Origin of the sequence: Streptomyces sp. NPDC019890 (assembly GCF_044903445.1) — a bacterium.
Lineage (GTDB): Bacteria > Actinomycetota > Actinomycetes > Streptomycetales > Streptomycetaceae > Streptomyces.
Window position 1 is genome coordinate 281,176 of record NZ_JBJDQK010000003.1, and the last position, 11,788, is coordinate 292,963.

12 protein-coding genes are annotated in these 11,788 nt (G+C 69.3%); 6 read left to right on the forward strand and 6 right to left on the reverse strand.

Annotated elements, in window-relative coordinates; genetic code table 11:
- Positions 1-273: 273 nt before the first annotated feature.
- Positions 274-891: a DUF3455 domain-containing protein gene (locus ACI2LP_RS09640; protein ID WP_404723968.1), complete on the forward strand. Its 618-nt coding sequence runs from the start codon at positions 274-276 to the stop codon at positions 889-891.
- Between the two features lie 165 nt (positions 892-1,056).
- Here ACI2LP_RS09640 and trxA read toward each other — a convergent pair whose 3' ends face one another.
- From trxA to ACI2LP_RS09660, 4 genes are all read right to left on the reverse strand, one after another.
- Complete coding sequence (gene trxA, locus ACI2LP_RS09645) at positions 1,057-1,389, reverse strand: thioredoxin (protein WP_404723969.1); 333 nt, start codon at positions 1,387-1,389, stop codon at positions 1,057-1,059.
- Complete coding sequence (locus ACI2LP_RS09650) at positions 1,386-1,820, reverse strand: MerR family transcriptional regulator (protein ID WP_404723970.1); 435 nt, start codon at positions 1,818-1,820, stop codon at positions 1,386-1,388. Before ACI2LP_RS09650 ends, trxA begins: the two co-directional genes overlap by 4 nt.
- Before the next feature lie 46 nt (positions 1,821-1,866).
- Complete coding sequence (locus ACI2LP_RS09655) at positions 1,867-2,754, reverse strand: NAD(P)-dependent oxidoreductase (protein WP_404723971.1); 888 nt, start codon at positions 2,752-2,754, stop codon at positions 1,867-1,869.
- A gap of 82 nt (positions 2,755-2,836) precedes the next feature.
- Positions 2,837-3,355, reverse strand: a complete 519-nt coding sequence (locus ACI2LP_RS09660; protein ID WP_404723972.1) for an Lrp/AsnC family transcriptional regulator — start codon at positions 3,353-3,355, stop codon at positions 2,837-2,839.
- A 64-nt stretch (positions 3,356-3,419) separates the two neighbouring features.
- Here ACI2LP_RS09660 and ACI2LP_RS09665 point away from each other — a divergent pair, with 64 nt between their 5' ends.
- The 4 genes from ACI2LP_RS09665 (at position 3,420) to ACI2LP_RS09680 (ending at position 8,139) form a co-directional block, all read left to right on the forward strand.
- Complete coding sequence (locus ACI2LP_RS09665; protein WP_404723973.1) at positions 3,420-4,346, forward strand: NAD-dependent epimerase/dehydratase family protein; 927 nt, start codon at positions 3,420-3,422, stop codon at positions 4,344-4,346.
- Positions 4,346-5,254, forward strand: a complete 909-nt coding sequence (locus ACI2LP_RS09670) for an aldo/keto reductase (protein ID WP_404723974.1) — start codon at positions 4,346-4,348, stop codon at positions 5,252-5,254. Before ACI2LP_RS09665 ends, ACI2LP_RS09670 begins: the two co-directional genes overlap by 1 nt.
- Before the next feature lie 446 nt (positions 5,255-5,700).
- Positions 5,701-7,167, forward strand: a complete 1,467-nt coding sequence (locus ACI2LP_RS09675) for a glycoside hydrolase family 16 protein (RefSeq protein WP_404723975.1) — start codon at positions 5,701-5,703, stop codon at positions 7,165-7,167.
- Positions 7,168-7,188: 21 nt separating this feature from the next.
- Positions 7,189-8,139, forward strand: coding sequence for a DUF1996 domain-containing protein (locus ACI2LP_RS09680; protein WP_404723976.1), 951 nt, complete (start codon positions 7,189-7,191; stop codon positions 8,137-8,139).
- A 3-nt stretch (positions 8,140-8,142) separates the two neighbouring features.
- Here ACI2LP_RS09680 and ACI2LP_RS09685 read toward each other — a convergent pair whose 3' ends face one another.
- Both ACI2LP_RS09685 and ACI2LP_RS09690 read right to left on the reverse strand, forming a co-directional pair.
- The gene (locus ACI2LP_RS09685; RefSeq protein WP_404723977.1) at positions 8,143-8,574 is read right to left on the reverse strand and encodes a hypothetical protein; all 432 of its coding nucleotides are present in this window, start codon (positions 8,572-8,574) and stop codon (positions 8,143-8,145) included.
- Positions 8,575-8,647: 73 nt separating this feature from the next.
- The gene (locus ACI2LP_RS09690; RefSeq protein ID WP_404723978.1) at positions 8,648-10,021 is read right to left on the reverse strand and encodes a cation:dicarboxylate symporter family transporter; all 1,374 of its coding nucleotides are present in this window, start codon (positions 10,019-10,021) and stop codon (positions 8,648-8,650) included.
- Positions 10,022-10,146: 125 nt separating this feature from the next.
- On the opposite strand from ACI2LP_RS09690, the gene ACI2LP_RS09695 reads away from it, so the two are divergent.
- A complete protein-coding gene (locus ACI2LP_RS09695) occupies positions 10,147-11,775 on the forward strand; it encodes an ATP-binding protein (RefSeq protein ID WP_404723979.1) in 1,629 nt (542 codons plus the stop codon).
- Positions 11,776-11,788 lie beyond the last annotated feature (13 nt).

Here is an 11,788-nt window from a genome sequence, read left to right on the forward strand (position 1 = left end):
GAGTTCGGCGACGCCTGAGTACCTGGTGGACCCGGCGCGTACATCAGGGCGCAGAGCAGATCTCTGCACCGGTCGAATGATCGGCAGGGGTTCCGGCAATCACCGTCCAAGTAGCTCTGGTAATACGGTTGGTCGAGGTTGACATCCGCTCCGGAGAATGGAGAGGGTGAGGCGGGAAAAGCGCGCAGTACCTTCGCCCTGGAATGCGTCCTTTCACGCTTCCACGGTGCGATTTCTCAACTCTCCGTACGTGATGACGAAATGAGGAGTGGAATGTCCAGGAAACGAACCGCCACCGGGAGAAAGAAGATCGCCTGGCTGGTCGCGGGCGCCGGCATAGTGGCGGGCGGCTTCGCCGTGACGACCGGATCCGGCTTCGCCTCTCAGACCGGGACACAGGCCGACGCACCCCAGGTCACCGCCGCAGCCCAGGGCACCGTCGAGCGCTCCTTCCGGGCGTCGGTGATCTCCGGAGTCCAGATCTACGCCTGCACCCAACAGGCGGACGGCACCTTCGCCTTCACCCAGCGCGGCGTCCGCGCCACCCTTCAGGGCGGCATCAAGCACTCGTTCGTGAACCCCGACTCCGGCCCCCCGCAGTGGATCGCCCGGGACGGCAGCGCCGTGACCGGCAAGGTGGCGAGCAAGACCCCGAACGGCCCGGGCAACATCCCCGAACTGGAGCTGACCGCCACACAGTCGGGCAGGTCCACCGGCAAGCTGGCCGAGGTGGTGAAGATCCGCCGCCTGAACACCAGCGGCGGCGTGGCCCCGGCCGGATCCTGTGACCCGGCGAAGACTCCGACCGCCGAAGTGCCCTACGGCGCCGTCTACGAGTTCATCAGTGTGTGCCGCCGCACACCGGCACCCACCCCTCCGGCACGCCTCTGACACACAGAGCATTCGGGCACTCCCTCACGAGGGGATCCCGGCAGCGTTCACACCACCTGACCTGGTCTGTGAGACACGGGACGGGACGGGCGCCCGGCCGGAACAGCCGGCCGGGCGCCTGCGCCGACGCGGGATGACTGTGCACAGCGCGCACCGCGTACGCGACTAGATGACGTCCTCCAGCTCCTGAAGCAGTCGGCGCTTGGGCCGGGCACCCACCATCGACTTCACCGGCTCCCCCTCGCGGAACACCATCAGCGTCGGCATCGACAGCACCGCGTACCGCGTCGTGATCTCCGGGTTGGTGTCCACATCGAGCTGCACCACCTTGAGCCGGTCGGCCTCCTCACTCGCCAGCGCGCTGAGCACGGGCGCGAGCTGGCGGCACGGGCCGCACCAGTCGGCGGTGAACTCCACCAGGACGGGGCGATCCGCCTTGAGGACCTCGTCGTCGAAGTCGGTGTCCGTCACCTCGGCGACGCCTGTTGCGTGGATCATTCGTCTTCCCCTCCGTAGGTCAGCTCACAGCGCGGATCGGGCCCGCCCGGAACATCGGCTTGCGCTTGAAGTGCCTGCGCCTCCCGCTCGGCGCGCGCCAGTTGCACCCCGACCTGGGAACGCACCGACTGGAGCTGCTCGATGAGCGTGTCCAGTTCGCCGAGCTTGGCCCGGTAGACGGCGAGCGAGGCAGGGCAGGAGTCCCCGGCGGGGTGCCCGGCGCGCAGGCATTCGACGAATGGTCTGGTCTCCTCCAGGTCGAACCCGAAGTCCTGCAGGGTCCGGATCTGCTGGAGCAGCCGCAGATCGTCCTCGTCGTACGTGCGATAGCCGTTCACCGCGCGCCGGGCGGGCAGAAGCCCGCGGGACTCGTAATAGCGCAGGGTGCGGGTGGTGGTGCCCGCCCGCTCCGCGAGCTCGCCGATTCGCATGACCTCGACGGTAATCCTTGACGCGGACGTCAAGGCAATGGGTTTTTCAGTTCCGGCCCCTCAGCGCCTCGTACGTGCTCGCCCAGTCGTGGGACTCATGGCCCTGCACGATTGCCCGGTCGGCGACGGACTTGATGGACTCCAGCTGGGACACGTCGAGCCCACGCATGCGCGCCGCGTGCAGGATGTGCTCGACGCCCGCGGCCATCATGCCGAGGTTCGCCTGCGCCCCCGGATAGTCGCCTGCGTCGATGTTGGCCGCCGTGTACTGCGCGATGGGCGGCAGGATCTGGACGATGGTGTGGAGATACGGGGCGATGTCGGCGGCCTTGACCCCGTCGGCCGTGGCCAGTGCATAGGCGTGCACCAGGCCCGAGATACTGCCGTAGAAGAAGTCCAGCAGGGACAGGTCGTAGAGCGCGGCCAGCCCGGGGTCAGTGCCGACGAACGCGGCCTTGCCGCCGAGCACTTTCAGGGTGGACTCGTACCGTTCGAACGCCTCCTGCGAGCCGGAGTAGAAAAGCAGCGCATCGGGCGAGCCGATGAGGGGGGTCGGCACCATCACCGCGCCGTCCAGATAGGCGATGGAACGCTCGGCCGCCCAGGCCGCGGTCTGCCGCGAGCGCTCCGGGGTGTCCGAGGTGACATTGACCAGCACGCGGCCCTGGAGCGCATCGCTCAGCGGATGGAGGATGGTCTCTACGGCGTCGTAGTCGACGACGCAGACGACGGTCAACTCGCTTGCTCGTAAGGCCTCTTCAGCGGTGGCGGCACGCACCGCGCCGCGGGCGACCAACTCGTCGCCCTTGCCCTGAGAGCGGTTCCAGATCGTGGTGGGGTGGCCCGCGTCGAGCAGGGCGCCGGCAAGCGCCCGGCCCATCGCGCCGAGGCCGATGACGGTGACGGAAGTGAGCGGGGTGTTCTTCGCAGACATGACGGCCATGCTTGTTGGCCGCTCACTCCCCCACAAGTACCTACAAATAAGTCTGGTACTCACCGAAAGGTAAACATCGAGGTCACTGCGGCGGCAGCAGTGGCTTCCGCTCCAGCGGCGAGGTCAGCACGACCGATGTCGTCGTACGCCCGAGTGCCGAGGTCTGCTCCAGTACGTCTTCGAGGTGGACGGTGTCGGTCACCGCGACCTTGAGGATCCAGCAGTCCTCGCCGACGACATGGTGCGCCTCGATCACCTCGGGACGGGCCAGCAGTTCCAGTGTCCTGGGGTGTTTGAGGTTGTACCCGCCGTGCGGATTGACCCGGATGAACGCCTGAATCCCGTACCCCAGACGAGTCGGGGAGACATGCGCGCCATAGCCGGTGATCGCGCCGCACGCCTCCAGTCGGCGGACCCGTTCCGTCACCGCCGCCGGACTCAGCCGCACCCGGCGGCCGAGTTCGCTGAGTTTGATGCGGCCGTCCGTCTGGACGAGTTCCAGAATCTGCCGGTCGACGGGGTCGAAGGCGGCCGCAGAGGATTCGCCGGTGGCGGCTCGCAGATTCCGTGGTTCTTTCGGCAGGACGGCCGGATCTCCCATGTCTCCCCCTTCAGGACGTGGCCCGCAAACGTAACACTTGACGTACGGAGAGAGGGAGTTGGGAATGCGTGAGATCTGCGTCATCGGCGGAAACCGCTATTTCGGAAAGCGGCTGATAGCCCGGCTGCTGGAATCGGGAGACCGGGTGACGGTCATCAATCGCGGGTCGTCCGCACCACCCGAGGGGGTGACCCATCTGGTCGCGGACCGGGACGACGAGCATTCGCTGAGAGCCGCGCTCGGTTCGCGCGCTTTCGACGTCGTCTTCGACCAGGTCTGCTACACACCGCGCCAGGCGGACATCGCCCGGCGGGTGTTCGCGGGCCGCACCGGGCGCTATGTGATGACGTCCACCGTCGAGGTGTACGAGTACGAGCACTCCACGACCCTTGTGCGCGAGGACGCCGTCGACCCGCTGACGGTAACCGTCGACCTGACCGCCCCGTGGGACGACGCGAACTACCGCGAGGAGTACTACGGCGAGGGAAAGCGCCAGGCCGAGGCGGTGCTGGCGCGGGATGCGGGCTTCCCCTACGTGTCCGTGCGCGTTGCGCATGTACTGGGCGGGGCCGACGACTTCACCGGACGGGTTGACCACTACGCGAGCCGGATCCGGGCGGACGAGCCGATCGCCGTACCCGCTGAGAACCATCCCGCCACCTATGTCTACGTGGAGGAGATCGCCGATTTCCTGGCCTGGACGGCGGGCCGGGAATTCACCGGTCCGGTGAATGCAAATGCGTACGGACTACTGACGACGGACGACATCTGCGCCGAAATCGAGCGCAAGGTGGGCGGAAAGGCGGAGTTCCTTCCGGTGGAGGTGGGTGAGGTCTCGCCGTTCTCCTTCTTCCGTTCATACGGCATGGACAATTCACGTGCGGCGGAACTGGGTTACACCTTCCGGCACAGCTCTCAATGGCTGCCGAAGGCAATCGTGGAGACGCTTGACTCGGGCGCAACGGGCGCAACGGGCAAGGAGGGGAAGTAATGCGGTACCGCAGCTTCGGCGAGCTCCAGGTCGGTGCGATCGGGCTCGGCGCGATGCCGCTGTCCATCGAGGGGCACCCCGACGAGCGGCAGGCCTTCGCCACGATCCATGCCGCCCTGGACGCGGGCGTGACCCTGATCGACACGGCCGATTCGTACTACGCGCCGGGCGGGGAGCCTGGTCCGGGCGAGCTGCTCGTGGCCCGCGCGCTTGCCGCGTACGGAGGTGACACGGACTCCGTCCTGGTCGCCACGAAGGGCGGCCGCGGCCGGACGGACGACGGCGACTGGACGGTCAACGGCGACCCGGGCCACCTGAAGCGGGCCGCCAGGGGATCGCTGGCCCGGCTGGGCGTCGCTGCGATCGGCCTCTACCAGCTGCACAAGCCGGACCCGAACGTCCCTTTCGCCGACTCGCTCGGTGCGCTCCGGGAGTTGCTGGAGGAGGGAACGATCCGGCTCGCGGGGATCTCCAACGTGGACGCGGACCAGATCCGGCTGGCCAGGAAGGTGCTGGGCGACCGGCTGGTCTCCGTGCAGAACCGGTACTCGCCCGAAGTGCGCAACAGCGAGCCGGAGCTGCGGCTCTGCGCGGAGCTGGGACTCGCCTTCATGCCGTGGAGCCCGCTCGGCGGGATCTCCCGCAGCTCCCTGGACGGCCCCTCCGGCCGCCCGTCCACGCCCGGCCCGTACGAGGCGTTCCACCGCGTGGCCCGCGAGCACGGCGCGAGCCCCCAACAGGTGGCGCTGGCCTGGCTGTTGGCGCAGTCGCCGACGGTGATCCCGATCCCGGGGGCAAGCCGCCCGCAGAGCATCCGGGCCTCGGCGGCGGCCGCGGATCTGGTGCTGGACGAGGGAGAACTGGCGGAGCTGAACGCGACGGCCGGCCGCCCGGGAGCGGCCGGCTAGAACGTCGGGCTCGGCGCCAGCAGGCCGCACGCCCGAACGCCCGTGCGCCGGGGCGCCGGGGCGCCGCAGGGCGCCGCGCCGCCGTCGTCCTCGCGCCCGGCCCGGCAGGCACACACGCCCGCACGCCCGCCATGCCTGGGCACCTGGGCGCCGAGCCGACGCCACCACGCCGGTCCGCCAGTTCGCCAGTTCGCCAGTCCGACGACTCGACGCCACGACCGCCGGGCCGGCCACGTCCCGCCCCGCACCCGCCGCCCTCGCGGATGAACAAATTCCGGGTGCCCACCGACCTCCTCGCTCCTGACCAGCCATTCAGCCCAACTCGGGTACCGCGTTCAGGAAGTTAACGGTCCAGGGTTATTGACGGGCGCTCTGCCTACATCTACAAAACTGTTGGTGAGAGCGCTCTCAAGACCCGCTTTGCACCGTCCTCCCGGAGGTGTTCCTTGAGCACGAGCCGCATCAGACGCACCCCCTTCCTCACCCTGATCGTCGCCCTCGCCGTCGCCCTCGCCGGGTTCATCGCCGTCACCGGCGCCGGGTCCGCGCGCGGCGACGTACCCCCCACGCCCGGCTGGAGCCTCCAGTGGAGCGACGACTTCAACGGCGCCAACCGCACCCTGCCCTCGTCCGCCAACTGGCAGATCGACCTCGGCCACGCCTACCCCGGCGGGCCCGGCAACTGGGGCACCGGAGAGATCCAGAACTACACCGACAACCCCGACAACCTCTCCCTCGACGGAGGCGGCAACCTCCGCATCAACCCGCTCCGTGACGGCGCGGGCAACTGGACCTCTGGCCGGATCGAGACCCGGCGCACCGACTTCAAGGCGCCCGCGGGCGGCACCCTGCGCATCGAGAGCCGCATCCAGATGCCCAATGTCACCGGCCAGGCCGCGCTCGGCTACTGGCCCGCCTTCTGGGCCCTCGGCTCCCCCTACCGCGGCAATTACTGGAACTGGCCGTCCATCGGCGAGTTCGACATCATGGAGAACGTCAACGGGATCAACTCCGTCTGGGGCGTCCTGCACTGCGGCGTCAATCCCGGCGGTCCCTGCAACGAGACCAGCGGCATCGCCAACAACCGCGCCTGCCCGGGGGCCAGTTGCCAGTCCGCCTTCCACACCTACCGCTTCGAGTGGGACCGCTCCGTCTCGCCCAATGAGCTGCGCTGGTACGTGGACGGCCAGCTCTTCCACAGCGTCGCCGAGAACCGCGTGGACGCCGGGACCTGGGCGAACATGACCAATCACGCGGGCTACTTCATCCTGCTCAATGTCGCGATCGGCGGCGCGTTCCCCGACGCGCTGGCGGGCAAGACCCCCACCGCGGCGACCGTCCCCGGCCGCCCGATGCTCGTCGACTACGTGGCCGTCTGGACCCGCGGCGCCGGCTCGACAACCCCGCCGACCACGCCGCCGCCCACCACACCGCCGCCGTCCGGCTCCTCGCAGCTGTATCTGCGTACGGGTGGCGGGGCCGGCGAGGCGGCGGCCTCGGCGGCGACGCTGAGCCTGGCGTCGGCGGGCGGCGCCAACTACGACGGCACCCCGCACAACCCGCAGGTCTTCACCTCGACCGGGATCACCCGGAAGTACAACGGCGGGGCCACGCAGTTCGACCTGTTCGTGGACGCGGGCTCCACGGTCGCCAACGGTCAGCAGATCAGGGTGAGTTACGACCGTACCGGCGACGGCAGCTGGGACCGGACGGAGACGTACAACTACTTCGCCACCGATCCCGTGACGGGCTACGAGCACTACACGCAGGCGAAGGGCGTCAGGTCGGCCACCGGAGCGCTCGGCGATCTGACCAACGGCAAGGTGCAGATCGAGGTCTGGAGCGCCATCGGCAACGGCGCCAGCACGCTCGGCGTCGGGAACCAGTCCGTCGTACGCATCCCCTTCGACTGATCCTGACGGGAGGACCGACACATGTTCCGCCGAATGCTCGCGAGCACCGCGGCCGTGATCTTCCTGATCACGGCGGGATGGGTGACCACGAGGAGCGATTCACCGGCCCCTGATGCGGCCTCGCGTCACACGGGCCATGCGGGCCACGCGTACTCCTTCACCGCTGAACAGGCGGCCGCGATCGTCGCCCAGGCGGCGGCGCCGGTCCGCGGCAGCGAATTCCGCGCGGACTGCTTCTCCAGCCACCGCCAGGGTGACGACCCCATCGTCTTCCCCGGTCAGGCTGGCCGCTCCCACATCCATGAGTTCTACGGAAACCGGACGGCGAACGCGTCCTCGACGCTCCAGTCGCTGGCCGCAGGCACGACCAACTGCACGCCGAAGACCGACCTTTCCTCATACTGGACCCCCACCCTCTACCAGAACGGAGTGCCCGTGGCCCCCGAACGGGTCACCGTCTACTACCAGGGCATCACCGACCACACCCGGGCCGTCGCCCATCCGCGCGGCCTGCGGTACGTCGTCGGCAACGCCCTGGCCACAGCGCCCGACCAGAACCCGGCCGCACGCTGGTCGTGCGTGGGCCGGCCGGAGTCCAGCCGGGACTTCATCAACTGCCCGCCCGGCACCAAGCTGGAGAACTATCTGGACTTCCCGACCTGCTGGGACGGGAAGAACCTGGACACCGCCAACCACCGGGATCACATGGCGTACGCGGTGGGGCAGACCTGTCCCGCCTCGCACCCGGTGGTCGTGCCGCGTCTTGAACTGCTGATCACCTGGCCGGTGAACGGCGGCGGGCTCACCCTCGCGGGCACCAGGAACGGAGCCAATGTCACCAACGCGCCCGGCTACACCTTCCACGGCGACTTCTTCAACGCGTGGGACGACGGTGAGCTGAAGCGCCGGGTGGCCAACTGCATCGTCGCGGGGTACATCTGCGGGACGGACGGCAATCCGATCCAGCAGTGACTGCTACTCCGCCTCCGGGTCCGGGACGCCCAGCAGCCTGCGGGTCAGGGCGTCCCGGTCCGAGAGCAGTTCGTCGAGCGCGGTCCGGACGTCCTCGGAACCGGTGCGCGGCGCGCCCCGTTCCGCGCCGACCAGGACCGAGCGCCGCACCAGTTCCTTGGCGAAGGAGGCCGTGGTGCCTTCGGTACGGACCACCACTTCGTCGGTGATCGCCTCCGCGGCCGGGGCGGCCTCCGTAGCAGCGTCGGCATCCGTGGAGGCGTCCGTGACAGCTTCGGCGGCCGCGGCACCGGTCGGGCGTGGGGGCCGAGCGGGCGCGGGAGATCGTGGCGGGGCTATAGGCCGGGGGCGGGCTGTTCCGCCCGCCGGTGGTCCGGGGTCGGCGCTACGGAAGGAGCCGGGACCGGCGCCCCGAGTGCGCCGGTCCCGGCTCATGTCATGCCCTCCGGATGTCAGGACCTCATAAGGTCAGGCCCTCCGGATGCCAGGCCCTCCTAAGGTCCCGCTCTCAGACTTTCGCCGGGACCCCGTCATCGTCCCGCTGCTCCGGCACCTCGACGTCGGCCTCCGGCGTCTCGTCAGCGCGGGCGTCGTCGAGCAGGGTCTTCTCGTCGAACGGAATCCGGCCGGCCAGCACCTCGTCCACCCGCGCCTTGTCGATCTCCTTCGTCCATGTCCCGACCAGCACCGTCGCCACCGCGTTGCCCGCGAAGTTGGTCAGCGCACGCGCCTCACTCATGAAGCGGTCGATACCGACGATCAGGCCGACGCCGTCGACCAGTTCGGGGCGGTGCGACTGCAGACCGCCCGCCAGTGTCGCAAGGCCGGCGCCCGTGACGCCCGCAGCACCCTTGGAGGCGACGAACAGGAAGAGGAGGAGCGGGATCTGCTCGCCGAGCGACATCGGCTGCCCCATCGCATCCGCGATGAAGAGCGAAGCCATGGTCATGTAGATCATGGTGCCGTCGAGGTTGAAGGAGTAGCCGGTCGGAACGGTGATGCCGACCACCGGCTTGCTCACGCCCAGGTGCTCCATCTTGGCGATGAGCCGCGGCAGGGCGGACTCGGACGAGGAGGTGGACAGGATCAGCAGGAACTCCCGGCCCAGGTACTTGAAGAACGTGAGGATGTTGAGGCCCGCGACGACGCGCAGCAGCGTGGCGAGCACGACGAAGACGAAGAGGAAGCAGGTGACGTAGAAGCCGAGCATCAGCACGGCGAGGCTCTTGAGCGCGTCCAGGCCGGCAGACCCGGTGACCGCGGCGATCGCGCCGAAGGCACCGATGGGCGCGGCCCACATGATCATCGCGAGCACGCGGAAGACGAGCCGCTGGATGTGCTCCACGCCGCGCAGCACCGGCCGGCCCGCCGAGCCCATCGCCTGCAGCGCGAAACCGACGAGCAGCGCGATGAGGAGCGTCTGCAGGACCTCACCCGTGGTGAAGGCCGAGACGATCGTGGTCGGGATGATCCCGAGCAGGAATTCGGTGGTGTCCTTGGCCTCGGTGGAGACCGCCCCCTGGCCCGCGTCCTTGACCGCGTCGGTCAGGGCCAGGCCCGTGCCGGGCTCCAGGATGTTGCCGACGACCAGGCCGATGCCGAGCGCGACCAGCGACATCACCACGAAGTAGCCGAGCGCGATACCGCCGACCGCCCCGACCTTGGCGGCCTTCCGTACCGAGCCGATGCCCAGCACGATCGTGCAGAAGATGATCGGCGAGATCATCATCTTGATCAGGTTCACAAAGCCGGTACCCAGTGGCTTGAGCTCGACGGCGAACTCGGGGGCAGCCAGGCCAACGGCGATGCCCAGCGCCACCGCGATGATCACGGCTATGTAGAGATAGTGGGTCCGGTCCCGCCTGACGGCTCCTGTGGCCACGGGGTCCTCCTAGATTTCACATGCGTCCATGTCCCTATGGATGCCGCGACTATCCACCACCCTGTGACCCCGGTCACCGTTACGTTCGTTTCGTTCACGCAATTCCGGCCAGGCAGACTGACTGCATGCGCATACCTCGCCCCCGCAGCCTCGCGGGTCAGCTCTTCGCGATGCAGGTCGTACTGGTCGCGGCGATCGTCGCGGGCTGCGCGCTCTTCACCTATCTCACCGACCGCTCCCAGGCCGAGGAGACCGCACGCCGGCAGTCCAGGGCCGCCGCAACCGCCGTCGCCCGGTCCCCCTCGGTCGTCGCCGCGGTGCGCTCCGCGCATCCGACGGACCAGCTTCAGCCGTACACGGAGCGGCTGCGCCGCGACGCGGGCGTCAACTTCATCGTGATCATGGCTCCGGACGGCACCCGGTGGACGCATCCGGAGCCGGGCGAGATCGGCAGGAAGTACCTCGGCAGCATCGACGAGGCGCTGCAGGGCAAGATCTACAGCGAGAAGCACCTGGGTACGCTCGGTCCCTCGGTACGGACGGTGGCTCCCGTGTACGACAACGGGAAGATCACCGGGCTCGTCAGCGCGGGCATCACCATCGAGAAGATCAGCGAGCAGGCGAGCAAGCAGGTGGCCGGGCTGCTCGTGGTGGCGGGCGGGGCACTGGCGCTCGGCGGCCTCGGTACGTATGTGATCAACGCGCGGCTGCGGCGGCACACGCACGGTATGAACGCGGCCGAGCTGAGCCGGATGCACGACTACCACGAGGCCGCGCTGCACGCGGTGCGTGAGGGGCTGCTGATGCTCGACGGGCGGCGACGGATCGCGCTGGTCAACGACGGGGCGCGGGAGCTGCTCGGCCTGGACGAGGACGCGGTGGGCCGCCAGGTGGCGGAGCTCGGCCTGCCGGCCCCGCTGACCGGCGCGCTGCTGGCGGCCGAGCCGAGGGTCGACGAGGTCCATCTGACCGCCGACCGGGTCATCGTGGTGAACACCAGTCCCGTCGTGGGCGGGGAGCAGCGCGGCACGGTGGTCACGCTGCGGGACCACACCGAACTCCAGGCGCTCTCGGGCGAGTTGGATTCCGAGCGCGGCTTCACCCAGGCCTTGCGGTCCCAGGCGCACGAGGCCGCCAACCGGCTTCACACGGTCGTCTCGCTGATCGAGCTCGGCAGGGCGGACGAGGCGATCGACTTCGCCACCGCGGAGCTGGAGCTGGCGCAGGTGCTGACCGACCGCGTGGTGGGCGCGGTCGGTGAGCCGGTGCTGGCCGCGCTGCTGCTCGGCAAGGCGGCGCAGGCGAACGAGCGCGGCGTGGAGCTGGTCCTCGCGGAGGACAGCCGTATCGATGACGGCGTCCTGCCGCCCTCGCTGCCGGCCCGCACCCTGGTGACGATCCTGGGCAACCTGATCGACAACGCGGTCGACGCGGCGTCGGAGGCGGCGGCGGGCAGCCGGACCGGGGACGGAGGGCGGCCGGCGCGCGCCCGGGTGACGGTCACCGCGCACGCGGACCACGGCGAGCTGCTGCTGAGTGTCGCGGACACGGGTGCGGGCATCGACCCGGCGGACACGGAGGAGGTCTTCCGTCGCGGCTGGTCCACCCACGGCGCGGGCCGGGGCCTGGGGCTGGCGCTCGTCCGCCAGGCGGTGCACCGTAGCCGCGGCACGGTGGATCTGACGCAGGGTCCGGACGGCGGTGCGGAGTTCACCGTACGCCTGCCGCTGCAGACGAGTGAGGTGCGCACATGACGAACGCCCCGCG

What these genes read in the sequence shown, in the direction of transcription:
- ACI2LP_RS09640 (WP_404723968.1), top strand. Translation starts at nt 274, where the DNA reads ATGTCCAGGAAACGAACCGCCACCGGGAGAAAGAAGATCGCCTGGCTG.
- trxA (WP_404723969.1), bottom strand. Translation starts at nt 1,389, where the DNA reads ATGATCCACGCAACAGGCGTCGCCGAGGTGACGGACACCGACTTCGAC.
- ACI2LP_RS09650 (WP_404723970.1), bottom strand. Translation starts at nt 1,820, where the DNA reads ATGCGAATCGGCGAGCTCGCGGAGCGGGCGGGCACCACCACCCGCACC.
- ACI2LP_RS09655 (WP_404723971.1), bottom strand. Translation starts at nt 2,754, where the DNA reads ATGTCTGCGAAGAACACCCCGCTCACTTCCGTCACCGTCATCGGCCTC.
- ACI2LP_RS09660 (WP_404723972.1), bottom strand. Translation starts at nt 3,355, where the DNA reads ATGGGAGATCCGGCCGTCCTGCCGAAAGAACCACGGAATCTGCGAGCC.
- ACI2LP_RS09665 (WP_404723973.1), top strand. Translation starts at nt 3,420, where the DNA reads ATGCGTGAGATCTGCGTCATCGGCGGAAACCGCTATTTCGGAAAGCGG.
- ACI2LP_RS09670 (WP_404723974.1), top strand. Translation starts at nt 4,346, where the DNA reads ATGCGGTACCGCAGCTTCGGCGAGCTCCAGGTCGGTGCGATCGGGCTC.
- ACI2LP_RS09680 (WP_404723976.1), top strand. Translation starts at nt 7,189, where the DNA reads ATGTTCCGCCGAATGCTCGCGAGCACCGCGGCCGTGATCTTCCTGATC.
- ACI2LP_RS09685 (WP_404723977.1), bottom strand. Translation starts at nt 8,574, where the DNA reads ATGAGCCGGGACCGGCGCACTCGGGGCGCCGGTCCCGGCTCCTTCCGT.
- ACI2LP_RS09695 (WP_404723979.1), top strand. Translation starts at nt 10,147, where the DNA reads ATGCGCATACCTCGCCCCCGCAGCCTCGCGGGTCAGCTCTTCGCGATG.